This is a genomic window from Streptomyces sp. NPDC060028 (assembly GCF_042736725.1).
In the GTDB taxonomy this organism is placed as follows: domain Bacteria; phylum Actinomycetota; class Actinomycetes; order Streptomycetales; family Streptomycetaceae; genus Streptomyces.
The window spans coordinates 1-23,620 of record NZ_JBHWVJ010000075.1 but is presented as its reverse complement, the minus strand read 5'-3'; the positions used below and the strand labels follow the sequence as shown (position 1 = coordinate 23,620).

Below are 23,620 nucleotides of genomic sequence, written 5' to 3'. Positions count from 1 at the left end.
CCCTCCGGTCGGGAGCGCGCTCAGGTCCGTGTCCCCGGTGGGACGGACCGTCGCGGCTCGCTCGCTCCGCTCGATCATTCTCGTACTACTTCCGCAGCTCGATGACGGTCTTGCCGATGCGGATCGGGGCGCCCGGCGGAATGGGCGTCGGTGTGGTCAGCCGGGTCCGGTCGAGATACGTGCCGTTGGTGGACCCGAGATCCTCGACGATCCACTGGCCGTCACGGTCGGGATAGATCCTGGCATGGCGGCTGGAGGCGTAGTCGTCGTCCAGCACGATCGTGGAGTCGTGGGCGCGGCCCAGCGTGATCGTCTGGCCGGCGAGGGCCACCGTCGTACCCGTGAGGGTGCCTTCGGAGACGACGAGCTTGGTCGGCGCACCGCGGCGCTGACGCTGCTGCGGTGGCGCGCTCTGCCGGCCGCCCGCCTGCTGCGGGGCGCTCGTGGCGCTCCCACCGCGGCGGGAGCCGCGCTGCGTGACTCTCGTACCGAAGAGGTCGCTGCGGATGACCTGTACGGCCACGATGACGAACAGCCACAGAACGGCCAGGAAACCCAACCGCATGACCGTCAGGGTCAGCTCTGACATTGCCCCCGCTTCACCCTTCGGCTTGCCGGTAAATGATGGTGGTGCTGCCCACGACGATCCGCGAGCCGTCGCGGAGCGTAGCGCGGGTGGTGTGCGTCCCGTCCACCACGATGCCGTTGGTGGACCCGAGATCCTGGATCGTCGGGGGTGTTCCGGTCCGGATCTCACAGTGCCGGCGCGATACGCCGGGGTCGTCGATCCGCACGTCCGCTTCGGTGCTTCGACCGAGTACGAGCGTGGGGCGCGAGATCTGGTGGCGGGTGCCGTTGATCTCGATCCAGCGGCGCATGGTGCCGGCGCCGCCGGAAGTTACGGGGGCCGGTCCGCCGGGGCCCGGCCTGCGCGCGGCGGGGCCGCCGGGAGGCGGCCCGGCGGGCATGGGCGGTGCGGCGACCGGGGGGTAGCCGTAGCCGCCCTGCTGCCGGCCTTGCGGACTCGGGGGGGCGGGCGCGGGAGCCTGCGGCTGCTGCGGCTGTGCCTGGGAGGTGCTGGAGGCGAGCGTGCGACTGCGGACGCGGTAGAGCCCGGTGTCGAGGTCGTCGGCCTTCTCCAGGTGGACCTTGATGGTGCCCATGAAGCTGTAGCGCTGCTGCTTGGCGTAGTCGCGGACGAGGCCCGCGAGCTCGTCGCCGAGCTGCCCGGAGTAGGGGCTCAGGCGGTCGTAGTCGCCGGTGCTGAGCTCCACGATGAAGTCGTTGGGCACGACGGTCCGCTCGCGGTTCCAGATGGTGGCGTTGTTGTCGCACTCCCGCTGGAGGGCGCCGGCGATCTCCACCGGCTGGACCTCGGACTTGAAGACCTTGGCGAAGGTGCCGTTCACCAGACCTTCGAGTCGCTGCTCGAACCGCTTCAGGACTCCCATGTGGCACCTCCTCCGTCGTTGTCGCCCTGGTACTGCTTACTGATCGTATCCACGCGTGGCGGATTCGGGTGGTTCCCCATCCCTCACGTGCCGAGGAGTGTTGGTCCTCACAAGGGATCGTAGGGGCGCCCTGAGGACAGTGTCCCGCACGTGGAGCGGAGTGCGGGAGGGGCCGTCGTCGAGCGGCGGTGGGGGTGGGGGAAAGGGATGTGAATCCACCCCGTCCTACGTGCTAATCTTTCGTTCGTCGCCAGGGGAACGGCCCGCAAGGGAAGTACCGCTGGGGAGCTGCTCGGGCGAGTGGCGGAACGGCAGACGCGCTGGCTTCAGGTGCCAGTGTCCTTCGGGACGTGGGGGTTCAAATCCCCCCTCGCCCACATGTGGGAGAACCCCCGCTCCGGAGAAATCCGGAGCGGGGGTTCTTTCGTTGTGCCCGGAACCGGGGCCCGGTGCCCCGGTGTCGGGGTGTGAGCCGTACGACTTTCGTTGTGGCGGGCGCGACGAAAGAGGGCGGACCGGGGCACGGGGTGGTGCTTAGGGTCGGCCGGGTGGATGTGAGGTCGAGGGTGCGTGCGGGCTGGGACTGGCTGAAGGGGCCCGAGCCCTGGACGCGTCGGATGCTGGCGGGGGATCTGGCGCTGGCGGGCGTGTTGGCGGTGCTCGGGCTGGGCGTCGAGGAACTCGACAAGGGTTCCGGTGGGCGGATGCTGGCCGGCGCGGTGGCCGTGGTGGCTCTCACACTGCTGCGGCGCCGGCTGCCGGTGGCGACGCTGGTGGTGGGCTCGGGGCTGGCGGCGTTCCTGCCCGGGGCGTTCCTCGTGACGGCCCTGCTGGGCTGGTCGGCGGGGCGGCGGATCGTCGGGTTGGGCCGGGCGCTGGGCGCCTTCACCGTGGCTTTCGTCGCCGAGGTCGGGCTGAGCCTGGTCAAGGACTGGTCGCAGGGCCGGCCGGTGCTGTTGATCCTGTTCGGCACCCTGATGTTCCTGGCGACGACCGTGATGCCGGGTCTGGCCAGCCGGTACTGGTCGCAGCGCCGGACCCTGCTGCGGGCGCTCCAGGAGCGCAACAGGCAGTTGCTGCGGGAGCGCGCGATGGTCGCCGGGCAGGCCCGGCTGCGCGAGCGGCAGCGGATCGCGCAGGACATGCACGACAGCCTGGGCCACCAACTCGCCTTGATCTCGGTGCACACCGGCGCCCTGGAGGTCGATCCGCAGCTGACGGACCGCCAGCGCGAGGCGGTGGGGGTGCTGCGTCAGGCTTCGGTCGCGGCCATGCACGAGCTGCGCGAGGTCGTCGGGATCCTGCAGGACGGGGTGGAGGCGCCGGCGTCGGTGGAGGAGGCGCAGTCCGCCGCCCGGGGGGTCGCGGGCATCGCCGGGATCGTGGAGGCGGCGCGGCGCGCGGGGACCGACGTACGGCTGACGCGGTCGGGGCAGCCGCGGTCGCTGGTCACCGCCTGCGACCACGCGGCGTACCGGATCGTGCAGGAGGCGCTGACGAACGCGTACAAGCACGCTCCGGGGGCGCCGATCACCGTGGAACTGCGGTACGAGGACGACTCGCTGGTGGTGGAGATCGCCAACGGGCCCGCGGCCGGGCCGGGTGCGGGCGAGGTGGTCTCGGGCGGCCAGGGGCTGACGGGGCTGCGCGAGCGGGCGCGGCTGGTCGGCGGGATGGTGCACGCGGGCGCGGCCGAGGGCGGCGGGTTCCGGGTGGCCGGGGTGCTGCCCTACGGGACGGAGCCGGCCGGGGTGGAAAACGTGGCCGACGACTTCGGGCAGCGGTTGCGGGTGCAGGAGCCGGTGGAGGAGGGGTTGCCTGCGCAGGGCCCGGCGGCCGCCCCGCCGATGGACTGGGAGGCGGTGGACCGGGAGCTGGTGCTGGGCCGGAGCAGGGCCGGCGGGGCCGCGCTGGGGTGTGGGATCGCCGTCGCGGCGGTGGTGCTGCTGGTGATCGTGATCGGGGCCGGGGTGGCGTTCCTGATGGGCACGATGAACGACGAGGTGATCAGCCGGGCCGACTACGACGCCGCACGGATCGGCGAGTCGGAGCAGGCGGTCCGGGGGCGGCTGCCGGACAGGGACGGCATCCTGACCGAGGGGCTGGACCGGAAGGGGCCGGCGGTGCCGGCAGGGTCGAAGTGTCTGACGCTCCTGTCCAAGGAGAGCACGGAGCTGTCCACGGAGCAGGTTTTCCGGTTCTGCTTCAAGGACGGCAAGCTCGTCGACAAGCAGGCTTACGAGGTCAAGCAGTAGGAGCGGGTGACAGCCAGGGTGACGCGGGTGACAGCCAGGGTGATCCGAGTGGTGATCGCCGACGACGAGCCGCTGATCCGGGCCGGGATCAGGATGATCCTGACCTCGGCGGCGGACATCGAGGTCGTCGCGGAGGCGGGCAACGGCCGGGAGGCGGTGGAGCTGGCGCGGTCGCACGCGCCGGACGTGGTGCTGCTGGACATCCAGATGCCGGTGATGGACGGGCTGACGGCGCTCGGCGAGCTGGGGCGGGTGCTGCCCGGTGTGCGGGCGCTGGTCCTGACCACCTTCGGGGAGAAGGAGAACGTGCTGCGGGCCCTGGGCCAGGGCAGTGCGGGGTTCCTGCTGAAGGACTCGGCGCCGGGTGAACTGATCGGCGCGGTACGGGCCGCCGCGGCCGGGGACGCGTACCTCTCGCCGGCCGCGACCCGGCACGTGGTGGACCAGCTGGCTTCCGGGCAGGCCGCGGGGCGCGGTGAGGAGGCCCGGCGGCGGGTGGCGGCGCTCAGCGAGCGGGAGCGGGGGGTGCTGGCGCTGCTGGGGGAGGGCCTGTCCAACGCGGACGCGGGCCGGCGGCTGCACATGAGCGAGGCGACGGTGAAGACGTACGTGAGCCGGATCCTGGCGAAGCTGGAGTGCGAGAACCGCGTGCAGGCGGCCCTGCTGGCCAGAGACGCCGGGCTGTAGATACGGTCGGGCCGACGTGATGTCGGTTGGTACGGGTGGGGGCGGCACGGATGACGGCGATATCGGAACAGCGCGTGGTGGCACCGGATGTGACGGAGCGGATCCCGGTGGTCGAGGGATTCGCCCCGCGGGTCGCGCCGGAGGCCGGGGGCGGGGCCGGCATCGGGGTCGGTATCGGGTCCGGCGCCGGGGGCGGCTCCGTTTCGCCCAAGGAGATCGGCAAGGCACTGCGTGCGCGCGTGCCGAGGGCGGCGCACGCCCGCTTCGAGGCTCCTGCCGGACGTCCGGACGCGGTGCGGGCGGTGGAGGAGTCCAACGTGGGGCGGGTCGCCGAGCTCGCGCCGATACGGGTGGGGCGGATGGCCGCCAACCCCTTCGCCTTCCTGCGCGGCTCGGCCGGGCTGATGGCGCACGACCTGTCCGGCGGACCGGTGACCGGGGTCGGGGCGCAGATCTGCGGTGACGCGCACGCGGCCAACTTCGGTCTGTACGGGGACGCGCGCGGCCGGCTGGTCATCGACCTCAACGACTTCGACGAGACCGTGTTCGGCCCCTGGGAGTGGGACCTCAAGCGCCTGGCGACCTCGCTGGTGCTGGCCGGGCGGGTGGCGGGCGCGGACGAGGACACCTGCCGGGCCGCCGCCCTGGACTCCGTGGGCGCCTACCGCCGGACCATGCGGCTGCTGGCCAAGCTGCCGGCGCTGGACGCCTGGAACGCCATCGCCGACGAGGAACTCGTCTCGCACACCGATGCCCGGGATCTGCTGGGCACGCTGGAGCGGGTCTCGGAGAAGGCCCGCAACAACACCTCCGCCCGGTTCGCCGCCAAGTCCACCGAGGCCGTGCCCGACGGGAGCCGTCCCCGCGGCGGAGCCGCGCAACGACGTTTCGTCGATGCGCTGCCGGTGCTGCGCCGGGTCGGGGACTCGGAGGCGGCCGCCGTGGCCGCCTCGCTGGGCCCGTACCTGCGGACCCTCCAGGAGGACCGGCTGCCGCTGCTGGCCCGGTACGCGATACACGACGTGGCCTTCCGGGTGGTGGGGACCGGCAGCGTCGGGACCCGCTCCTATGTGGTGCTGCTGCTCGACCACCGGGGAGAGGCACTGGTGCTCCAGGTGAAGGAGGCCCGGCCATCGGTCCTGCTGCCGTACCTGCCCGCGCTGGGCTTCGATTCCGCGCCGGAGGAGCACGAGGGCCGCCGGGTCGTGGCCGGGCAGAAGCGGATGCAGGTGGTGTCCGACATCCTGCTGGGCTGGACCACCGTGGAGGGGCGGCCGTTCCAGGTGCGGCAGTTCCGCAACCGCAAGGGCAGCGTGGACCCGGCGGCGCTGGCCGTCGACCAGATCGACGACTACGGCCGGATGACCGGCGCCCTGCTGGCCAGGGCGCACGCCCACAGCGCCGATCCGCGGGTGCTGGCCGGGTACTGCGGGAAGAGCGACGAGCTCGACGAGGCGATGGCCGCCTTCGCCGTGGCCTACGCCGACCGGAGCGAGGCCGATCACGCGGATCTGGTGGCCGCGGTGCGGTCCGGGCGGATCGCGGCGGAGGCCGGGGTCTGACGGCCGCGGGGTCGGGGTCTACGTGAAACCGGCCGATGTTTCACGTGAAACACCCGCGCGATCCGGCCTTAGGCTGGCCGGGTGAGCGAGCAGACAGTCCCCGAAGAGCCCGGCCCCTCCGGCGACGAGCGACCCGAGGCGCGCCTGGAGCGTGCCGTGCGGGCCGCCGAGCAGGCACTGATCGAGTTCGAGATCGCGGTGGAGACCTTCCGGGTGGAGGTGGAGAACTTCTCCCGCCTCCACCACCAGAAGCTCGGCCCGATGTACTCGCGGCTCGACGAGCTGGACGCGCTGATCGCCGAGGCGAAGGCGGCCCGCACCGGTGACGCGGAGGACCTGCGCCGGGCGCGCGAGGCCCGGTCCCTGGTGATGCCGATGCCCGGTGTGGAGGAGCTGTTCCACGACTGGATGGGCTCGGACGGCATCTCCGACGATGCGGGCGCGATGCTCACCGACCGGAGCGTGAAGCCGCCGGAGCGCGTGCGCCCGACGGAGGAGGTACGCCGCCTCTACCGCGAGCTGGTCCGCCAGGCGCACCCGGACCTGGCCCAGGACGAGGCGGAGCGGGAGCGGCGCGATGCGTTCATCGCGCGGGTCAACGCCGCCTACGGGCGAGGCGAGGAGCGGCTGCTGCGCGAGCTGGCCGAGGAGTGGGCCGCCGGTCCGGCGCCCGAAAAGGGCGGGCCGAGCGAGAGCGAGGAGCTGTACGCGCGGCTGGAGTGGCTGTCCCGGCGCAAGGAGCTGCTGTCGGTGGTCGCCCGGGAACTCGAGGACAGCGCGATCGGGTCGATGCTGCGGATGGCGCCGGAGGATCCGGACCGGCTGCTGGAGGAGATCGCGGAGCAGCTGTTGGCGCAGGTCGCCGAGCGCGAGGCCGAACTGGCGGCCATGGTCGCCCCGTGACGGCTCTCGGATAGGTTGGGCCTCGTATCTGCGATGAGAGAAGGCGACGTATGAACTTCGGACCGCTTCCCTCGGTGGCCGCCGCCGCGGTGCCCTCCGAAGGCTTTGTCCTGGACGTCCGCGAGGACGACGAATGGGCGGCCGGGCACGTGGAAGGTGCGCTGCACATCCCGATGAGCGACTTCGTGGCCCGCTTCGGCGAGCTGACGGAGGCCAATGAGGACGGCACCCGCGTCCACGTGATGTGCCGGGTGGGCGGGCGCTCCGCGCAGGTGACCCAGTACCTGCTGAACCAGGGCCTCGACGCCGTCAACATCGACGGCGGGATGCTGGCTTGGGACGGTGCCGGGCGCCCGATGGTGACGGACAGCGGGAACCCGGCCTTCGTCCTGTAGCTCAGCCGAGGGGGTGGGCGGCCAGCAGGTCGCCCAGCGCCTCCTCGTGCACGGCGGCCGGGCCGAGCTGGAGCTCCAGCTGCTTGGCCCATGCGTGGTAGCGGTGCAGCGGGTAGTCGGTGTCGGCGCCGAAGCCGCCGTGCAGGTGCTGCGCGGTCTGTACGACGCGGCGTACGCCCTCCGAGGCCCAGATCTTGGCCACCGCGACATCGCCGGCGCTCGGCAGTGGCCCGCCGGCCCCGCTCGTGCCGGCGTCGAGCCGCCAGGCGGCCTGCCAGAGGGTGACCTCCATGGCGCGCAGGTCGATGTAGCGGTCGGCGGCCTGGACGGCGACGGCCTGGAAGGTGGCCACCGGGAAGCCGAACTGCTCGCGCTTGCTCGTGTACTGGCTGGTCATCGTGAGCACGCCCTCGCCGAGGCCCAGCGCGAGCGCGCAGGTGCCGGTGGCGAGGAGCTGGCGGAGCCGGTCCCAGGCGCCGGGGACTTCGATGAGGTGCGCGGCCGCCACCCGTACACCGTCCAGGGTCAGCTCGGCGAGCCGTTCCCCGCTGGTGGAGTACTGGTCGGCGAGGCTCAGACCGGCCGCTCCGCGGGGGACCAGGGCGAGGACGGCCTCGCCCTCCCCGCAGTGGGCGGGTACGGCGATCCAGTCGGCGTTCTGCGCCCAGGCGACGGCGGTCTGCACCCCGTCCAGGATCCATTCCCCGCCGTCGCGGCGGGCGGTGACGGACAGCTCGGCCGGGTCGTGCCCGGTGCGGCCGTGCGCGGCGACGGTCAGGACGAGGCCGCCGTGCCCGGCGTCGGTCAGCAGCGCGGACTTCAGTTCGGGACTGCCGTGGGCCTGGACCGCCATGGCGGTGGCGCAGTGCTCCAGCAGCGGCACCCGGGCCAGTACCCGCGCCGCCTCCCGCAGCACCAGGCACAGGGCGATGGCGTCGAGTCCGGCTCCGCCGTACTCCTCGGCGAGGACGAGGCTCAGCAGGTCGGATCCGGCGAGCTTGGCCCACAGCCCGCGGTCGAACTCCTCGGCCACGGCTCCCGGCGTGAGCGCGGGGCTGGGCACGCCGTCCGGGGCGACACCCGCGAACACCGCCTTCGCCGCCTCGACGGCGGCCTGCTGCTCCTCGGTGAAGGTGAAGTCCACTGCCTGTCCTTCCGCGCGCACCGGATCCCGTTCAGGTCTGACGGAGCGTCAAGATAGAACACGTTCTTGAAAAAGGACAGGGCCGCGAAAAAGGACAGGCGGTGTGGTCAGCGGTCGAAGTCGATCTCCACGTCCTCCGTCACCGGGTGCGACTGGCACGCCAGCACGAAGCCGGCCTCGGTCTCCTCCGACTCCAGCGCGAAATTGCGGTCCATCCGGACCTCGCCCGTCACCAGGAACGCCCGGCAGGTGCCGCAGACCCCGCCCTTGCAGGCGTACGGGGCGTCCGCGCGGTTGCGCAGCACCGCGTCCAGCAGGGATTCCCCTTCCCGGACCGCCCAGGTGCCGGAGCGCCCGTCGAGCCTGGCCGTGACCCGCCCGTGCGCGGCGGCGGCCGAGGTGGGGGCCGGGGCCGGGGCGGCGGTGTCCTCGACGTGGAAGATCTCCTCGTGGATCCGGGTCCGCGGCACGCCCAGCGCGCCCAGCGCCCGCTCCGCGCCGAGGACGAGCCCGTACGGCCCGCACAGGAACCAGCCCGTCAGCTCGCGCACCGGCAGCAGCGCGGGCAGCAGGGCCGCCAGCCGCTCCTCGTCGAGGCGCCCGGACGGCAGCCCGGCCTCCTGCTCCTCCCGGGACAGGACCGTGACCAGCTGGAAACGCTCGGGGTAGCGGTCCTTCAGGTCGGCGACGTCCTCCAGGAACATCGTCGAGGCGGCCGTGCGGTCGCTGCGCACCAGGCAGAACCGGGCGTCAGGCCGGGCCGCGAGCAGTGTGGCGGCGATCGACAGCACCGGGGTGATGCCGCTGCCGCCGACGACGGCCGCGTAGTGGGCGCCGGCCGGGGCGGCCGCCGGGTTCAGGACGAAGCGCCCGGCCGGGACCATCACGTCCAGTACGTCCCCGGCGGCGATCTCCTTGTGGGCGAAGGTGGAGAACTCGCCGCCCTCCACCAGCCGCACCCCGACCCGCAGCAGTGCGGGCCCCGGACCGTCGGCCGCCGGGGCGGGGGAGCAGATCGAGTAGGTGCGCCGGACCTCGGATCCGTCCTGGGTACGGCGGCGCAGGGTGAGGTGCTGGCCGGGTGCGTGCCGGTACTCGGCGCGCAGTTCCGGCGGTACCGCGAGGGTCAGTGCCACCGCGTCGTCGGTGAGCGGCTCGACCGCCGCCACCGTCAGCGGGTGGAACGCGCCGTGTCGTGCGGGGCGCGACTTCGCCGACGCGGCTGGGGGCGTGGCCGGCGTGGACACAGCCATTACAGCTCCTTGAAGTGGTCGAACGGTTCACGGCATGAGGTGCAGCGGCGCAGCGCCTTGCATGCGGTGGAGGAGAACCGGCTGAGCAGCTCGGTGTCGGTGGACCCGCAGTGGGGGCAGCGGACCGACAGGGTGAGCGGTACGGGCCCGTCGGCGGAGTGCGGCCGCGGCGGGGCGATGCCGAACTCGGCCAGCTTGCGGCGGCCTTCGGCGCTGATGTCGTCGGTCGACCAGGCGGGCGCGAGCACGGTGCGCACCCGCACCCCGGGTATCCCGTGGTCGGTCAGGACCCGCTCGATGTCGGCGGACATGGCCTCGATGGCGGGGCAGCCGGTGTAGGTGGGGGTGAGGGTGACCTCGACATGGCCGTCCTCCTGCATCCGCACCCCGCGCATGACGCCGAGCTCGGTGAGGGTGAGCACCGGCAGCTCGGGGTCGGGGACCGAGCCCGCCAGCTCGGCGAGCTCCGTCTCCAGCCGGGTCATGCCAGCGGTCCCGTCCTGGGCCTCGGGGCGGGCCGCCTTGCCGGGCTGCCCGGTGCGGTCCGCGGAGGTCACCATGACGCCCCCGGGTGGCTGCGGTGCAGGTGCTGCATCTCGGCGAGCAGCCGCCCGAACGGTTCGGTGTGCAACCCCTGGCGGCCCGCTCCGGCCGCCCACGCGCCGGTGCGCGGCCCCTCGGGCAGCGCGAGGCCGGCCCGGTCCAGTACGCCGGTCAGCGCGGCCAGCCAGCGACCCTCCAGGGCAGGGCCGTCTACGCCGTCGAGCCCGGCCACCGGCTGGAACATCTCCCCGGTGTACTTCCACAGCGCGTCCAGTGCCGTCCGCATGCGGGCCCGGCTCTCCTCGGTGCCGTCGCCGAGCCGCAGCGCCCAGTGCTCGGCGTGGTCGCGGTGGTACGCCGTCTCCTTGACCGCCTTGGCGGCGAGCGGCGCGAACGGTCCGTCCCCGGCCGCGAGCTCCCCGTAGAGCTCGTGCTGGTAGAGGGAGAAGTAGAGCTGGCGGGCGATGGTGTGGGCGAAGTCGCCATTCGGCTGCTCGACGAGCTGCAGGTTGCGGAAGGAGCGCTCCTCGCGCAGGAACGCCAGCTCGTCCTCGTCGCCCGCCATGGACAGCAGGACGCGGGCCTGGCCGAGCAGGTCGAGGGCGATGTTGGCGAGGGCGACCTCCTCCTCCAGCACGGGCGCGTGGCCCGCCCACTCGCCGAGGCGGTGGGAGAGGATCAGCGCGTCGTCCGCGAGGGCCAGGGCAGCGGAATTGACGACATCGGTGCTGGTCACAGGTGGTGCACCCCCTCGGGGATCTCATAGAAGGTGGGGTGCCGGTACGGCTTGTCGGCGGACGGGGCGAAGAAGGGGTCCCGCTCGTCCGGCGAGGAGGCGGTGATCTCGGTGGAGGGCACGACCCATATCGAGATGCCCTCGCCGCGCCTGGTGTAGAGGTCGCGGGCGTTGCGCAGGGCCATCTCCGCGTCGGGGGCGTGCAGGCTTCCCGCGTGCGTGTGCGAGAGGCCGCGCCGCGAGCGGACGAACACCTCCCACAGCGGCCAGTTCTGCGTCATGCCTTTGCCTCACTTTCGGTACGTGCGTGCTTGTCGGCATACGCCGCGGCCGCCTCGCGGACCCAGGCGCCTTCCTCGTGTGCCCTGCGGCGCTGGCCGATCCGCTGGTCGTTGCACGGGCCGTTGCCCTTGAGCACGTCCCAGAACTCCGCCCAGTCGATCGCGCCGAAGTCGTGGTGCCCGCGCTCCTCGTTCCACTTCAGGTCCGGGTCGGGCAGGGTCAGGCCGAGCGCCTCGGCCTGCGGGACGGCGATGTCCACGAAGCGCTGGCGCAGCTCGTCATTGGAGTGCCGCTTGATCCGCCAGGCCATCGACTGCGCGGAATGCGCCGACTCGTCGTCCGGCGGGCCGAACATCATCAGCGACGGCCACCACCAGCGGTCGACGGCGTCCTGCGCCATCGCGTGCTGGGCCGCCGTGCCCTTGGAGAGGGCCATGAGGAGCTCGAAGCCCTGGCGCTGGTGGAAGGACTCCTCCTTGCAGATCCGGACCATGGCCCGCGCGTACGGACCGTACGAGCAGCGGCAGATCGGGACCTGGTTGGTGATGGCCGCGCCGTCCACGAGCCAGCCGATCGCGCCGACGTCGGCCCAGGTCAGCGTGGGGTAATTGAAGATCGAGGAGTACTTCTGCCTGCCCGCGTGGAGCTTGTCCAGCAGCTCGTCGCGGCTGGTGCCCAGCGTCTCGGCGGCGCTGTAGAGGTACAGGCCGTGGCCCGCCTCGTCCTGGACCTTCGCCATCAGGATCGCCTTGCGGCGCAGCGAGGGCGCCCGGGTGATCCAGTTGGCCTCGGGCTGCATGCCGATGATCTCGGAGTGGGCGTGCTGGGCCATCTGGCGGACCAGAGAGGCACGGTACTCGTCGGGCATCCAGTCCCGCGGCTCCACGCGCTCGTCGGCCGCGACGGCCGCATCGAAGGCCGCCGCGAGCTGCGCGCCGAGGTCCTGCCCCGTTTCCGGGGTCACTGCAACCATCCCGGCCCCCTGCCAGAGTGTCCGTCCGCCCGACCGACCGATCGTTCGGTTCATTCTCTTCAATGGTGAGACGCAGGCCCGTAGGGTGTCAACCTCTGTGGTCAACCCTGTGGACGCCGGATGATCGGGGCGGGATGGATTCGAACGAGCGCGAGCCCGTGGAAACGGCCGTCCCACCGCCCCGGACGCCCGGAATCGCCGGACTTTCCGCCCCGTACCGGATCGTCGTCGCACTCGCCCTCGGCGCGGTGGCCGTCGCCGCCTGCTGGCACCTGGCGCTCGTCTTCCTGCACGTGGCCCCGTCCAACACGGTGAGCAAGCAGCACGCGCAGGCGGTCGACGGCTGGATCTATCCCGAGTTCGAACAGAACTGGAAGCTCTTCGCCCCCAATCCGCTCCAGCAGAACATCGCGGTCGAGGTACGGGCCCAGGTGCGCGGCGCGGACGGCAAGCTGGTCACCGGTGACTGGCGCGACCTGTCGGCCGAGGACGGCGCGGCCATCCGGCACAGCCTGCTGCCGAGCCACACCGAGCAGAACGAGCTCCGGCGGGCCTGGGACTTCTTCACCGGCTCCCACGACGAGGACAACAAGGCGAACGGCGAGCGCGGCACGCTGTCGGAGGAGTACCTGCGGCGGATCGCGCTGCAGCGGCTGGCGGCGCGGCAGCGGGCCGGCGACGTGATCGTACGGATCCAGCTGCGCTCGGCGACGCGGGCGGTGGCCGCGCCGAAGTGGTCCGACGAGAAGACCGACACCCAGACGTACTACCGGGAGCTGCCGTGGTGGACGGTATGAATCCGGGCGGTGCGAATCCGGGTGGTGTGAACCCGGGCGGGGTGAACCCGGGCGGTGTGAAGCGCGCACGCGCGGCGGCCGGGCGGGCACTGGCGAAGGCCACCGGGCAGGCGCTGGGCCCGTACCAGAGCGCCGTGGTCCGCATCGGCTTCGCCGGGACCTGGCTGTTCTTCCTGCTGCGGGAGTTCCCCAACCGGCGCGAGCTGTACGGGCCCGACGGCCCGTGGAGCTGGGGGTTGGCGGAGCGGCTGATCGCCTCGAACCGGTCGTTCACGGTGCTGTTGTGGTCGGACTCGACGCCCTGGTTCGAGCTCGTGTACGCCGTGTCCGTGCTGGCGAGCCTGCTGCTGATGCTGGGCTGGCGGACACGGGCGACGTCGGTGCTGTTCATGGTCGGGGTGCTGTCGCTGCAAAACCGCAGCGTGTTCATGGGCGACGGCGGGGACAACGTCATCCACCTGATGGCGATCTACCTGGTGCTGACGAGGTGCGCCCAGGTGTGGTCCCTGGACGCCCGGCGGGCGGCGCGGCGCGGCTCGGCGTCGGCCGGGGCGGGCGGGCCGGTGCTGTGGGGCGTCCTCGGCGCGGTCTTCGCGTACGGGGCGGTGACGGGCCGGTTCGGGTACGGCTGGCTCGCGGCCTTCGCGGCGCTGTGGGTGGTCGCGGCGCTGTGGTGGACGGTCGAGCGGTACGACCGGGACGGGGAGGGGCGGGCGGTCCTCGACGTCCTCGCGAACGTGCTGCACAACGCCGGGATGCTGGTGATCACGGCGGAGGTGTGCCTGATCTACGCGACGGCGGGCTGGTACAAGATCCAGGGATCGCGGTGGCAGGACGGGACCGCGCTGTACTACCCGCTGGGGCTGGACTACTTCACGCCGTGGCCGGGGCTGTCCGCGCTGCTGGCGAGCAGCGGGGTGATGGTGATGCTGCTGTCCTACGGCACGGTGGCGGTGCAGGTGGCGTTTCCGTTCACCCTGTTCAACCGGCGGATCAAGAACGTCTTGCTGGGCGTGATGATGGTCGAGCACGCCGGGATCGCGGTGGTGCTGGGACTGCCCTTCTTCTCATTGGCGATGATCGCCGCCGACGCGGTCTTCCTGCCGACGGGGTTCCTGCTCTGGCTGGGCGCGAAGGCCGCGGCGCTTCGGCTGCGCCGTGCTTCGGACGAGCCGGCCGCGGACGCGGAACCGGCCCCGGTTCCCGCTGCTTCCGCCCTGCCCTGACCTGCGGCGCCGCTGCCGGGGCCGGATGGCCCGGCCGGCCGCCGTAGGGTCGGGGCATGACTGAGCTCGGGAGTGCGGATGAGGCGGCGCGGCTGTGGCAGGAGGCCGCGGCGGCGGAAGGCGTCGTGCTGCTCGACGGGTTCCACGCGCTGAAGCACGCCCTGCGGTTCGGGGCCCAGGTGCGGATGGCCGTCGCCGATGACCCCGACGCCGTACGGGCCCTCGCCCGCGAGCTGGCTCCGGACGTGGAGGCGGACATCGCCCGGCTGGTGCGGCGGGCGCCGCTCAAGGGGCTGCTGGCCCGCGTGCACCCCACGGGGGTCGCCGCGCTCGCCGTACGCCCCGCCCGGGAGGCCGGGCGCGCGGCCCTGGCTGAGCTGCCCCGCCGGGCGCCGGTCGTGGTGCTGGACAACCCCCGCAACCTCGGCAACGTCGGCGCGGTCGTCCGCCTCGCCGCCGGCTTCGGCGCCACCGGCGTCGTCACCCGGGGTGACCTCGACCCCTGGCACCCGAACGTGGTCCGGGCCGGCGCCGGGCTGCACTACGCCACCACCGTCGACCAGGTAACCCTGGAGACCCTCCCGCCCGGGCCGCTGTACGCGCTCGACCCGGAGGGCGAGGACATCCGTGCCCTCACCCTCCCGGACGACGCCCTGCTCGCCTTCGGCTCGGAACGCCACGGCATCTCGCCCGAGCTGCGCGCCCGCGCCGATCACCTGGTGTCCCTGCCGATGCGCCCGCAGGTCTCCAGCTACAACCTGGCCACCAGCGTGGCCATGACCCTCTTCCACTGGGGCGGGCCCAAACCCTGACGGTCACGCCTGACCGCCATGCCTGACCGCCATCCCGACCGCTACGCCTGGCGGCGGACCTCCACCACCCGGAAGCGGTTCGCCACGAACGCCCCGTCGCACAGCGCCGCGTTCGCCGCGGGGTTGCCGCCCGAGCCGTGGAAGTCGGAGAAGGCCGCGGTCTGGTTGACGAACACCCCGCCCGTGAGGTTCAGGGAGAGCTGCGCCGACTCCTCGAAGCAGACCTCCTCGATGGCCCGCTCGGTGTCCGCGGAGGTCGTGTACGCACCCACCGTCATGGCGCCCTTCTCCCGCACCGTACGGCGCAGCAGGTCGAGCGCGTCCGCCGTGGAGTCGACCGCCACCGCGAAGGAGACCGGGCCGAAGCACTCGGAGAGGTAGGGCGCCTCCGGGTCCGGCTTGGCGGCGTCCAGCTTCACCATCACCGGGGTACGCACCACCGCGTCCGGGAATTCGGGGTTGGGGACCTCCCGCGAGGCCAGCGCGACCTCGCCCAGGGCGGCCGCCGCCTCCAGGCGGGTCTTGACGTCCGGGTTGACCAGCGCGCCCAGCAGCGCATTGGCCCGGGCATCGTCGCCGAGCAGTCCGCCGACCGAGGCCGCGAGATCGGCGACGACCTCGTCGTACGTCTTGTGGCCGGCGTCGGTGGCGATGCCGTCGCGCGGGATCAGCAGGTTCTGCGGGGTGGTGCACATCTGGCCGCTGTACAGGGACAGGGAGAAGGCCAGGTTGGACAGCATCCCCTTGTAGTTGTCGGTGGAGTCGACGACGACGGTGTTGACGCCGGCCTTCTCGGTGTAGACCTGCGCCTGGCGGGCGTTGGCCTCCAGCCAGTCGCCGAACTCGGTGGACCCGGTGTAGTCGATCAGCTTGATCTCGGGGCGCACCGCGAGGGTCTTGGCGATGCCCTCGCCCGGCCGCTCCACGGCCAGCGCCACCAGGTTCGGGTCGAAGCCGGCCTCGGCGAGCACCTCGCGGGCCACCTGGACCGTCAGCGCCAGCGGGAGCACGGCACGGGGGTGGGGCTTGACCAGCACCGCATTGCCCGTGGCCAGGGAGGCGAAGAGGCCCGGGTAGCCGTTCCACGTCGGGAAGGTGTTGCAGCCGATCATGAGCGCGATGCCGCGCGGGACCGCGGTGAAGGTCTTGCCCAGCTCCAGCGGGTCCTTCTTGCCCTGCGGCTTGGACCAGTCGGCCTGGCCGGGGACGCGGGTCTGCTCCTCGTACGCGTAGGCCACCGCCTCCAGACCGCGGTCCTGCGCGTGGGGGCCGCCCGCCTGGAAGGCCATCATGAAGGCCTGGCCGCTGGTGTGCATGACCGCGTGCGCGAACTGGTGCGTCCGCGCGCTGATCCGGGCCAGGATCTCGATGCAGACCACGGCGCGGGCCTCGGGCCCGGCGTCGCGCCAGGCGGCCATGCCGGCCTTCATCGCGGGCAGCAGCACGTCCGGGTCGGCATGGGGGTATTCGACACCCAGCTCCGGGCCGTACGGGGACACCTCGCCGCCCGTCCAGCCGTCCGTGCCGGGCTGCCCGAGGTCCAGCCGGGTGCCGCGCAGCGCCTCGAAGGCGGCGAGCCCGTCGGCGGGCGCGGTCTCCCCGTACGCCTTGGGGTGCTCGGGGTGCGGGGACCAGTAGGCGCGGCTGCGGATGGCGGCCAGCGCCTGGTCGAGGGTCTGCCGGTGCCGCTCCGACAAGCGGGACACGGGCAGAGCTGCGGCGGACTGGTCGGCGGCCATCAAGACCAACTCCTCGTTGAGCCGGGCGAAAAAGAGCAGACTGGAGTTAGAGTAACCGAACGATCGGTCGGGACAAGAGGGCCCGGCAGACCTGTGGACAAGTCCGTGCGGGAGGATCGGGTCATGACAGCAATCGAGCGGTCCCGCACTGTGGCGGTCGTCGGCGCCGGAACCATGGGACAGGGCATCGCCCAGGTAGCCCTTCTCGCAGGTCACCGCGTGCTGATCTACGACATCAACGCGGCGCTGGCTGCCGACGGCGTCGGCATGGTCCAGGACCGCGTCGAACGGATGGCCGCGAAGGGCCGGCTGGACCGGGCCGAGGCCGAGGACGCGATCGGCCGGATCGATGCGGCCGCCGAGCTGTCCGGACTGGCCGGAGCCGCGCTCGTCGTCGAGGCCGTCGTCGAGAACGCCACCGTCAAGCGGGCGCTCTTCGAAGCACTCGAAGAGGTGGTTTCGCCGGACGCCCTGCTGGCCACCAACACCTCCTCCCTCTCCGTCACCGAGCTCGCCGCCGGTCTCGCGCACCCGGGCCGCTTCCTCGGCCTGCACTTCTTCAACCCGGCCCCGCTGCTCCCGCTCGTCGAGGTGGTCAGCGGTTTCGCGACCGACCCGGCCGCCGCCGACCGCGCGTACGCCACCGTGCTGGGCTGGGGGAAGACGCCGGTCCGCTGCGCCGACACCCCGGGCTTCATCGTCAACCGGATCGCCCGCCCCTTCTACGCCGAGGCCTTCGCGGTGTACGAGGAGCAGGGCGCCGACCCGGCCACCATCGACGCCGTGCTCCGCGAGAGCGGCGGGTTCAAGATGGGGCCCTTCGCGCTGACCGACCTGATCGGGCAGGACGTGAACGAGGCCGTCACCCGCTCGGTGTGGGAGTCGTTCTTCCGGAGCCCCAAGTTCACCCCCTCCCTCGCGCAGCGCCGGCTGGTCCAGTCGGGCCGCCTCGGCCGCAAGTCGGGCCACGGCTGGTTTTCCTACGGCCCGGACGCGCAGGTGCCCGGCCCGCACACCGCCGGCCCCGAGGAGGCCCCGGAGAAGGTCACCGTCGTCGGTGACCTGGGTCCGGCCGCCGAGCTGGCCGACCTCTTCGAGGAGGCCGGGATCGCGGTCACCGCCACCGAGCACGGCGGCCCGTACATCCAGCTCCCCGGCGAGGGCCAGCTGGTGCTCGCGGACGGCAAGACCTCGGTCGAGTTCGCGGACGTCGTCTACTTCGACCTCGCGCTCGACTACCGCGGCGCCACCCGGATCGCGCTCTCCGCGAGCGAGGACACCAGCGAGCAGACCCTGGCCGAGGCCATCGGGCTGTTCCAGAAGCTCGGCAAGAAGGTCTCCGTCATCGGCGACGTCCCCGGCATGATCGTCGCCCGGACCGTGGCGATGCTGATCGACCTCACCGCCGACGCGATCGCCCGCGGCGTGGCCGTCGCCGAGGACATCGACACCGCGATGCGGCTCGGCGTCAACTACCCGCTCGGCCCCGCCGAATGGCACGACCGGCTCGGCCGGGACTGGGCGTACGACCTGCTGCACCACCTCGACGAACGCTGTCCCGGCGGCCGCTACGCGCCCTCGCTCGCGCTGTTCCGGCTGGGCTACGCGGCCGGCGACGAGGACGCGACCGAAGCGGGGGAGGCGCAGTGACGACGGTCAAGCGGGACACGTACACCCCCGAGACGCTCCTGTCCGTGGCCGTCCAGGTCTTCAACGAGCGCGGCTACGACGGCACCTCGATGGAGCACCTCTCCAAGGCCGCCGGTATCTCCAAGTCCTCGATCTACCACCACGTCGCGGGCAAGGAAGAGCTCCTGCGCCGGGCCGTCAGCCGGGCGCTGGACGGGCTCTTCGCGGTCCTGGAGGAGCAGGGCGCCGTACGCGGGCGCGCGGTCGAGCGGGTCGAGTACGTCACCCGCCGCACGGTCGAGGTGCTGGTCGCGGAACTGCCGTACGTGACGCTGCTGCTGCGCGTGCGCGGCAACACCCGTACCGAGCGGTGGGCGCTGGAGCGCCGCCGGGACTTCGACCACCAGGTCGCGGACCTGCTCAAGGCCGCCGCGGCCGAGGGCGACCTGCGGGCGGACGTCGACATCCGGCTGGCCACCCGGCTGCTCTTCGGCATGGTCAACTCCCTGGTCGAGTGGTACCGCCCGCACCCGGGCACGACCCCCGACCAGCTCGCGGACGCGGTGGTCAGCATGGCCCTGGACGGCCTGCGCACCCAGCGCTGACCGCTGCGCCGCCTACTCCTCCGAAATCGTCGGGCCGGGGCCCGAGCCCGGGCCGGGGTCCAGGAGGTCCGTTTCCTCGAAGACCAGCAGGGTGCGGGTGGAGAGGACCTCCGGGATGGACTGGAGGCGGGTGAGGACCAGTTCGCGCAGGGTGCGGTTGTCCGGGGTGTGGACCAGCAGCAGGACGTCGAAGTCCCCGCTGACCAGGGCGATGTGGGCCGCGCCCGGGAGTTCGCGGAGCTGTTCGCGGACCGTCCGCCAGGAGTTCTGGACGATCTTCAGCGTGATGTACGCGGAGGCGCCCTGGCCCGCTCGCTCGTGGTTCACGCGGGCCGTGAAGCCCCGGATCACGCCGTCGTCGATCAGCCGGTTGATACGGGCGTAGGCGTTCGCGCGGGACACGTGCACCTGCTCGGCGACCGAGCGTATCGACGCCCGGCCATCCGTTTGGAGCAACCGCATGATGGACCGGTCGACCGGGTCCAGGGGGCGCGCGGGGGGCGCAGGGGTCCCGGGGGCACCTCCTGGTGGTACCGGTGCGGAACCCGCTCCGGCCATTTGTTCATCCGCCATCGCCCACTGCCTCCCTCTCCTGGACGTCCTGCATCCATCCCAGGGCCCCGGCGCCACTTTGTCCACAGCCTGGAGCCGCCTGTAGCCAAATTGCGCAGACAACCGAACAATCGGTAGGTGAGGGGCCTCACATCCGAGGTCTTACATGCCCGCTTCCCACGAGGAGGTGTACGCCGCCATGACGGTCCAAGAGCTGCCCGGTGCCGGTGCGTCCCACCGTTCCACCCCGCCCGCCTGGAGGCCCCGTACGGATGCCGCCCCGCTGCTCCCGGACCCCGAGCCGTACCGGGTGCTGGGCACCCCGGCCGCCGACCGGCTCGACCCCGAGCTGATGCGCCGGTGCTACGCCGAGCTGGTGCGCGGCCGCCGGTACAACGCGCAGGCCACCGCCCTCACCCGGCAGGGCCGACTGGCTGTGTATCCCTCCACCGTCGGCCAGGAGGCCTGCGAGATCGCGGCCGCGCTGGTCCTGGAGGAGCAGGACTGGCTCTTCCCCAGCTACCGCGACACCCTCGCGGCCGTGGCCCGCGGCCTGGACCCCGTACAGGCGCTGACCCTGCTGCGCGGCGACTGGCACACCGGCTACGACCCGCGCGAGCACCGGATAGCACCCCTGTGCACCCCGCTCGCCACCCAGCTGCCGCACGCGGTGGGCCTGGCCCACGCGGCCCGGCTGCGCGGCGACGACGTGGTGGCGCTCGCCATGGTCGGCGACGGCGGCACCAGCGAGGGCGACTTCCACGAGGCCCTGAACTTCGCGGCCGTCTGGCAGGCCCCGGTGGTCTTCCTGGTGCAGAACAACGGCTTCGCGATATCCGTCCCGCTCGCCAAGCAGACCGCCGCCCCCACCCTGGCCCACAAGGCCGTGGGATACGGGATGCCCGGCCGCCTCGTCGACGGCAATGACATCGCCGCCGTCCACGAGGTGCTGTCCGAAGCCGTCCGGCGGGCCCGGGCCGGCGGCGGACCGACCCTGATCGAGGCCGTCACGTACCGGATCGAGGCGCACACCAACGCCGACGACGCGACCCGCTACCGCGGCGATGCCGAGGTGGAGGCGTGGAAGGCGCACGACCCGGTGGAGCTGCTGGAGCGCGAGCTGACCGCGCGCGGGCTGCTCGACGCGGCCGGCATCCAGGAGGCGAAGGACGCGGCCGAGGAGATGGCGGCGGCGCTGCGCGAGCAGATGAACGCGGAGCCGGCCCTCGACCCGATGGACCTGTTCACCAACGTCTACGCGGAGCAGACCGGCCGGCTGCGCGAACAGGCGGCCATGCTGCGTGCCGAGCTCGAAGCGGAGACCGAGTGATGACCACGGTTGCGGTGAAGCCGGCGACCATGGCCCAGGCCCTGACCCGGGCCATGCGCGACGCGATGGCCGAGGACCCGACCGTCCACGTGATGGGCGAGGACGTCGGGGCACTGGGCGGGGTCTTCCGCATCACGGACGGGCTCGCGAAGGAATTCGGCGAGGACCGCTGTACGGACACCCCGCTCGCGGAGGCCGGGATCCTCGGGGCCGCGGTGGGCATGGCCATGTACGGCCTGCGGCCGGTGGTGGAGATGCAGTTCGACGCCTTCGCCTACCCGGCCTTCGAGCAGCTGATCTCCCACGTGGCGAAGATGCGCAACCGCACCCGCGGTGCCATGCCGCTGCCGATCACCATCCGCGTGCCGTACGGCGGCGGGATCGGCGGGGTGGAGCACCACAGCGACTCCTCCGAGGCGTACTACGTGGCCACTCCCGGCCTGCACGTGGTGACCCCGGCGACGGTCGAGGACGCGTACGGCCTGCTGCGCGCCTCGATCGCGAGCGACGACCCGGTGGTCTTCCTGGAGCCGAAGCGGCTGTACTGGTCGAAGGCGCAGTGGTCGCCGGACGCCCCGACAGCCGTACCGGGCATCGGCAAGGCGCTGGTCCGGCGGACGGGCACGAGCGCGACGCTGATCACGTACGGGCCCTCGCTCCCGGTCTGCCTGGAGGCGGCCGAGGCGGCGCGCGAGGAGGGCTGGGACCTGGAGGTCCTGGACCTGCGTTCGCTGGTGCCGTTCGACGAGGAGACGGTCGTCGAGGCCGTACGCCGGACCGGGCGCGCGGTGGTGGTCCACGAGGCCGGCGGCTTCGGCGGACCGGGCGCGGAGATCGCCGCTCGCGTCATGGAGCGGTGCTTCCACCACCTGGAGGCGCCGGTGCTGCGGGTGACGGGCTTCGACATCCCGTACCCGCCGCCGATGCTGGAGAAGCACCATCTGCCCGGTGTCGACCGGATCCTGGACACCGTGGCCCGCCTGCAGTGGGAGAACTGATGCCGCAGGTAATGGAATTCAAGCTCCCCGACCTGGGGGAGGGACTGACCGAGGCGGAGATCGTCCGCTGGCTGGTCGCGGTCGGCGACGTCGTCGCGATCGACCAGCCGGTGGTCGAGGTCGAGACGGCCAAGGCGATGGTCGAGGTGCCGTGCCCGTACGGGGGCGTGGTCACCGCGCGCTTCGGCGAGGAGGGCACGGAGCTGCCGGTCGGGGCCCCACTGATCACCGTGGCGGTGGGGGCGTCGTCGCTCCCGGAGGCCCCGGATGCCCCGGCTGCGCCGGAGGCGGAAGCCGAAGGCTCCGGCGACGTGCCCCGGCCCCTGATCGGCTACGGCGAGGACCACTCGCGCCCGGCGCGTCGGCGACGGGTGCGACCCGTCACCGCCGCGGTGTCGGCGCCTGCTCCTGCTCCTGCTCCTGCTCCGGCGGCTGCGGTGGCGGTGGCTCCCGTGGCCACCGGGCCGGTGGCGGTGATCTCGCCGCTGGTGCGGAAGCTGGCCAGGGACAACGGGGTCGACCTGCGCGGGCTCAGCGGATCGGGCCCCGAGGGGTTGATCCTGCGGGCGGATGTCGAGGCGGCCCTGCGGGCGCCCGAGCCGACGCCGGCGCCGGTCGCCCCGGCTGCGGTCGCCGCGCAGGGCGAGCGGATTGCGCTCAAGGGACTTCGCGGAGCCGTGGCCGAGAAGCTGTCGCGCAGCCGCCGGGAGATCCCGGAGGCCACCTGCTGGGTCGACGCGGACGCCACCGAGCTGATGGCGGCCCGGGCCGCGATGAACGCCGCGGGCGGCCCCAAGATCTCGGTGCTCGCGCTGCTGGCCCGGATCTGCACGGCGGCGCTGGCCCGCTACCCGGAGCTCAACTCCACGGTGGACCTGGAGGCCAAGGAGATCGTCCGGCTCCCGGCGGTGCACCTCGGCTTCGCCGCGCAGACGGAGCGGGGCCTGATGGTCCCGGTCGTACGCGACGCCCAGACGCGCAATCCGGAGTCCCTCTCGGTGGAGTTCGCCCGGCTGACCGAGCTGGCCCGGGCCGGGAAGCTGACCCCGGCCGATCTGACCGGCGGGACCTTCACCCTGAACAACTACGGGGTCTTCGGGGTCGACGGCTCCACGCCGATCATCAACCACCCCGAGGCGGCCATGCTCGGCGTGGGCCGGATCATCCCCAAGCCGTGGGTCCACCAGGGCGAGCTGGCTGTCCGCCAGGTCGTGCAACTGTCCCTGACCTTCGACCACCGCGTCTGCGACGGCGGCACGGCGGGCGGCTTCCTGCGGTACGTCGCCGACTGCGTCGAGTCCCCGGCGGTGCTGCTGCGCTCGCTCTGACGCCGAACGGGTGGTCGCGGGGCCGGGGTGCCGAACCCCGGCCCCGCGGTGCGGTTAGCTGCGGTCCACCGCGACCTGCGCGGGAACCGGCGTACGAGGGAGAAGCGATGACCAAGTCGAGCCCGGCGAAGCTCCGCCGCGGGAAGCGGATGGGCACGGTCGAGTCCGTGACGCTGGCGAGCGCGCAGGTCAGGCTCCCCGGCGGCACCGAGCTGACGGCCTACCTCCCGAGCGGCACGAGGGACGTCCGCCCGGGCTGGACCGTCTTCGTCCGGAGCAGCCGGTCCCCGCGCTTCCCGGGCGTGACGCACCGCATCGCCGGCGTCCTCGACCACTAGTGCTGTGACCGGAAAGGTTCACCGGGGCGCGGCGCCCGGTACGGCACCTCGCCGTGTTGTCGGACCGCGCAAGTACGTCCAG

24 protein-coding genes and 1 tRNA gene are annotated in these 23,620 nt (G+C 72.6%); 15 read left to right on the top strand and 10 right to left on the bottom strand.

Annotation, left to right across the window (positions count from 1 at the left end; all coding sequences use genetic code 11):
• Positions 1-85 precede the first annotated feature (85 nt).
• The gene (locus ACFWBF_RS28955; protein ID WP_385227824.1) at positions 86-589 is read right to left on the bottom strand and encodes an FHA domain-containing protein; all 504 of its coding nucleotides are present in this window, start codon (positions 587-589) and stop codon (positions 86-88) included.
• A 10-nt stretch (positions 590-599) separates the two neighbouring features.
• Positions 600-1,451, bottom strand: coding sequence for an FhaA domain-containing protein (locus tag ACFWBF_RS28950; RefSeq protein WP_385607066.1), 852 nt, complete (start codon positions 1,449-1,451; stop codon positions 600-602).
• A 294-nt stretch (positions 1,452-1,745) separates the two neighbouring features.
• Here ACFWBF_RS28950 and ACFWBF_RS28945 point away from each other — a divergent pair.
• The 6 genes from ACFWBF_RS28945 to ACFWBF_RS28920 all read left to right on the top strand — a co-directional run bounded on the left by ACFWBF_RS28945 (position 1,746) and on the right by ACFWBF_RS28920 (position 7,253).
• Positions 1,746-1,828 (top strand) — tRNA-Leu (locus tag ACFWBF_RS28945).
• A 171-nt stretch (positions 1,829-1,999) separates the two neighbouring features.
• Positions 2,000-3,706: a sensor histidine kinase gene (locus tag ACFWBF_RS28940; RefSeq protein ID WP_385607064.1), complete on the top strand. Its 1,707-nt coding sequence runs from the start codon at positions 2,000-2,002 to the stop codon at positions 3,704-3,706.
• A 39-nt stretch (positions 3,707-3,745) separates the two neighbouring features.
• Positions 3,746-4,393 carry a response regulator gene (locus ACFWBF_RS28935; protein WP_385227853.1) on the top strand — a complete coding sequence of 216 codons (648 nt, stop codon included), beginning with the start codon at positions 3,746-3,748 and terminating at the stop codon, positions 4,391-4,393.
• Positions 4,394-4,443: 50 nt separating this feature from the next.
• Complete coding sequence (locus ACFWBF_RS28930; RefSeq protein WP_385607062.1) at positions 4,444-5,955, top strand: DUF2252 domain-containing protein; 1,512 nt, start codon at positions 4,444-4,446, stop codon at positions 5,953-5,955.
• A gap of 81 nt (positions 5,956-6,036) precedes the next feature.
• Positions 6,037-6,858, top strand: coding sequence for a J domain-containing protein (locus ACFWBF_RS28925; RefSeq protein WP_385607060.1), 822 nt, complete (start codon positions 6,037-6,039; stop codon positions 6,856-6,858).
• 50 nt (positions 6,859-6,908) lie between these two features.
• The gene (locus ACFWBF_RS28920; protein ID WP_385607058.1) at positions 6,909-7,253 is read left to right on the top strand and encodes a rhodanese-like domain-containing protein; all 345 of its coding nucleotides are present in this window, start codon (positions 6,909-6,911) and stop codon (positions 7,251-7,253) included.
• Position 7,254: 1 nt separating this feature from the next.
• Here the strand turns inward: ACFWBF_RS28920 and ACFWBF_RS28915 are convergent, their stop codons facing one another.
• From ACFWBF_RS28915 to paaA, 6 genes are all read right to left on the bottom strand, one after another.
• Positions 7,255-8,397 carry an acyl-CoA dehydrogenase family protein gene (locus tag ACFWBF_RS28915; protein WP_385607057.1) on the bottom strand — a complete coding sequence of 381 codons (1,143 nt, stop codon included), beginning with the start codon at positions 8,395-8,397 and terminating at the stop codon, positions 7,255-7,257.
• Between the two features lie 107 nt (positions 8,398-8,504).
• Positions 8,505-9,650: a 2Fe-2S iron-sulfur cluster-binding protein gene (locus ACFWBF_RS28910; protein ID WP_385607055.1), complete on the bottom strand. Its 1,146-nt coding sequence runs from the start codon at positions 9,648-9,650 to the stop codon at positions 8,505-8,507.
• Positions 9,650-10,135: a 1,2-phenylacetyl-CoA epoxidase subunit PaaD gene (gene paaD / locus ACFWBF_RS28905; protein WP_385607089.1), complete on the bottom strand. Its 486-nt coding sequence runs from the start codon at positions 10,133-10,135 to the stop codon at positions 9,650-9,652. The genes ACFWBF_RS28910 and paaD overlap by 1 nt, the downstream gene beginning before the upstream one ends.
• 68 nt (positions 10,136-10,203) lie before the next feature.
• Positions 10,204-10,929 (bottom strand): 1,2-phenylacetyl-CoA epoxidase subunit PaaC, encoded by a 726-nt coding sequence (gene paaC, locus ACFWBF_RS28900; RefSeq protein ID WP_385607053.1) that lies wholly within the window; start codon positions 10,927-10,929, stop codon positions 10,204-10,206.
• Entirely contained in the window at positions 10,926-11,210 is a 285-nt protein-coding gene (gene paaB, locus ACFWBF_RS28895) for a 1,2-phenylacetyl-CoA epoxidase subunit PaaB (protein ID WP_030292728.1), read from the bottom strand. The genes paaC and paaB overlap by 4 nt, the downstream gene beginning before the upstream one ends.
• On the bottom strand, positions 11,207-12,184 hold the full coding sequence (gene paaA / locus ACFWBF_RS28890) for a 1,2-phenylacetyl-CoA epoxidase subunit PaaA (protein WP_385607051.1): 978 nt from the start codon (positions 12,182-12,184) through the stop codon (positions 11,207-11,209). The genes paaB and paaA overlap by 4 nt, the downstream gene beginning before the upstream one ends.
• A gap of 134 nt (positions 12,185-12,318) precedes the next feature.
• Here paaA and ACFWBF_RS28885 point away from each other — a divergent pair, with 134 nt between their 5' ends.
• Genes ACFWBF_RS28885 through ACFWBF_RS28875 form a run of 3 tightly spaced genes read left to right on the top strand, consistent with a single transcriptional unit; the run spans position 12,319 to position 15,019 of the window.
• Positions 12,319-12,981, top strand: a complete 663-nt coding sequence (locus tag ACFWBF_RS28885; protein ID WP_385607049.1) for a DUF5819 family protein — start codon at positions 12,319-12,321, stop codon at positions 12,979-12,981.
• On the top strand, positions 12,978-14,207 hold the full coding sequence (locus tag ACFWBF_RS28880; protein WP_385607087.1) for an HTTM domain-containing protein: 1,230 nt from the start codon (positions 12,978-12,980) through the stop codon (positions 14,205-14,207). Before ACFWBF_RS28885 ends, ACFWBF_RS28880 begins: the two co-directional genes overlap by 4 nt.
• Before the next feature lie 56 nt (positions 14,208-14,263).
• Entirely contained in the window at positions 14,264-15,019 is a 756-nt protein-coding gene (locus tag ACFWBF_RS28875) for a TrmH family RNA methyltransferase (RefSeq protein ID WP_385607047.1), read from the top strand.
• A 41-nt stretch (positions 15,020-15,060) separates the two neighbouring features.
• On the opposite strand, the gene paaN is transcribed toward ACFWBF_RS28875, so the two are convergent.
• Positions 15,061-16,758 carry a phenylacetic acid degradation protein PaaN gene (gene paaN, locus ACFWBF_RS28870; RefSeq protein WP_385607045.1) on the bottom strand — a complete coding sequence of 566 codons (1,698 nt, stop codon included), beginning with the start codon at positions 16,756-16,758 and terminating at the stop codon, positions 15,061-15,063.
• Between the two features lie 123 nt (positions 16,759-16,881).
• Here paaN and ACFWBF_RS28865 point away from each other — a divergent pair, with 123 nt between their 5' ends.
• Together ACFWBF_RS28865 and ACFWBF_RS28860 are read left to right on the top strand one after the other, a co-directional pair.
• Complete coding sequence (locus ACFWBF_RS28865; protein WP_385607043.1) at positions 16,882-18,408, top strand: 3-hydroxyacyl-CoA dehydrogenase; 1,527 nt, start codon at positions 16,882-16,884, stop codon at positions 18,406-18,408.
• The gene (locus ACFWBF_RS28860; protein WP_385607041.1) at positions 18,405-18,992 is read left to right on the top strand and encodes a TetR/AcrR family transcriptional regulator; all 588 of its coding nucleotides are present in this window, start codon (positions 18,405-18,407) and stop codon (positions 18,990-18,992) included. Before ACFWBF_RS28865 ends, ACFWBF_RS28860 begins: the two co-directional genes overlap by 4 nt.
• Positions 18,993-19,004: 12 nt before the next feature.
• Here the strand turns inward: ACFWBF_RS28860 and ACFWBF_RS28855 are convergent, their stop codons facing one another.
• A complete protein-coding gene (locus tag ACFWBF_RS28855; RefSeq protein WP_385607039.1) occupies positions 19,005-19,565 on the bottom strand; it encodes an Lrp/AsnC family transcriptional regulator in 561 nt (186 codons plus the stop codon).
• Between the two features lie 178 nt (positions 19,566-19,743).
• On the opposite strand from ACFWBF_RS28855, the gene pdhA reads away from it, so the two are divergent.
• From pdhA to ACFWBF_RS28835, 4 genes are all read left to right on the top strand, one after another.
• The gene (gene pdhA / locus ACFWBF_RS28850) at positions 19,744-20,874 is read left to right on the top strand and encodes a pyruvate dehydrogenase (acetyl-transferring) E1 component subunit alpha (RefSeq protein WP_385607085.1); all 1,131 of its coding nucleotides are present in this window, start codon (positions 19,744-19,746) and stop codon (positions 20,872-20,874) included.
• Entirely contained in the window at positions 20,874-21,872 is a 999-nt protein-coding gene (locus ACFWBF_RS28845; protein WP_385607037.1) for an alpha-ketoacid dehydrogenase subunit beta, read from the top strand. The genes pdhA and ACFWBF_RS28845 overlap by 1 nt, the downstream gene beginning before the upstream one ends.
• A complete protein-coding gene (locus ACFWBF_RS28840; RefSeq protein ID WP_385607036.1) occupies positions 21,872-23,200 on the top strand; it encodes a dihydrolipoamide acetyltransferase family protein in 1,329 nt (442 codons plus the stop codon). The genes ACFWBF_RS28845 and ACFWBF_RS28840 overlap by 1 nt, the downstream gene beginning before the upstream one ends.
• A gap of 107 nt (positions 23,201-23,307) precedes the next feature.
• Positions 23,308-23,538: a hypothetical protein gene (locus ACFWBF_RS28835; RefSeq protein WP_385607034.1), complete on the top strand. Its 231-nt coding sequence runs from the start codon at positions 23,308-23,310 to the stop codon at positions 23,536-23,538.
• Positions 23,539-23,620 lie beyond the last annotated feature (82 nt).

Coding starts and splice junctions, on each gene's coding strand:
- ACFWBF_RS28955 (WP_385227824.1), bottom strand. CDS start 589: ATGTCAGAGCTGACCCTGACGGTCATGCGGTTGGGTTTCCTGGCCGTT.
- ACFWBF_RS28865 (WP_385607043.1), top strand. CDS start 16,882: ATGACAGCAATCGAGCGGTCCCGCACTGTGGCGGTCGTCGGCGCCGGA.
- ACFWBF_RS28930 (WP_385607062.1), top strand. CDS start 4,444: ATGACGGCGATATCGGAACAGCGCGTGGTGGCACCGGATGTGACGGAG.
- paaN (WP_385607045.1), bottom strand. CDS start 16,758: ATGGCCGCCGACCAGTCCGCCGCAGCTCTGCCCGTGTCCCGCTTGTCG.
- ACFWBF_RS28920 (WP_385607058.1), top strand. CDS start 6,909: ATGAACTTCGGACCGCTTCCCTCGGTGGCCGCCGCCGCGGTGCCCTCC.
- ACFWBF_RS28910 (WP_385607055.1), bottom strand. CDS start 9,650: ATGGCTGTGTCCACGCCGGCCACGCCCCCAGCCGCGTCGGCGAAGTCG.
- ACFWBF_RS28875 (WP_385607047.1), top strand. CDS start 14,264: ATGACTGAGCTCGGGAGTGCGGATGAGGCGGCGCGGCTGTGGCAGGAG.
- paaD (WP_385607089.1), bottom strand. CDS start 10,135: ATGACCCGGCTGGAGACGGAGCTCGCCGAGCTGGCGGGCTCGGTCCCC.
- ACFWBF_RS28840 (WP_385607036.1), top strand. CDS start 21,872: ATGCCGCAGGTAATGGAATTCAAGCTCCCCGACCTGGGGGAGGGACTG.
- ACFWBF_RS28835 (WP_385607034.1), top strand. CDS start 23,308: ATGACCAAGTCGAGCCCGGCGAAGCTCCGCCGCGGGAAGCGGATGGGC.
- pdhA (WP_385607085.1), top strand. CDS start 19,744: ATGACGGTCCAAGAGCTGCCCGGTGCCGGTGCGTCCCACCGTTCCACC.
- ACFWBF_RS28855 (WP_385607039.1), bottom strand. CDS start 19,565: ATGGCGGATGAACAAATGGCCGGAGCGGGTTCCGCACCGGTACCACCA.
- ACFWBF_RS28845 (WP_385607037.1), top strand. CDS start 20,874: ATGACCACGGTTGCGGTGAAGCCGGCGACCATGGCCCAGGCCCTGACC.
- paaB (WP_030292728.1), bottom strand. CDS start 11,210: ATGACGCAGAACTGGCCGCTGTGGGAGGTGTTCGTCCGCTCGCGGCGC.
- ACFWBF_RS28885 (WP_385607049.1), top strand. CDS start 12,319: ATGGATTCGAACGAGCGCGAGCCCGTGGAAACGGCCGTCCCACCGCCC.
- ACFWBF_RS28880 (WP_385607087.1), top strand. CDS start 12,978: ATGAATCCGGGCGGTGCGAATCCGGGTGGTGTGAACCCGGGCGGGGTG.
- ACFWBF_RS28950 (WP_385607066.1), bottom strand. CDS start 1,451: ATGGGAGTCCTGAAGCGGTTCGAGCAGCGACTCGAAGGTCTGGTGAAC.
- paaA (WP_385607051.1), bottom strand. CDS start 12,184: ATGGTTGCAGTGACCCCGGAAACGGGGCAGGACCTCGGCGCGCAGCTC.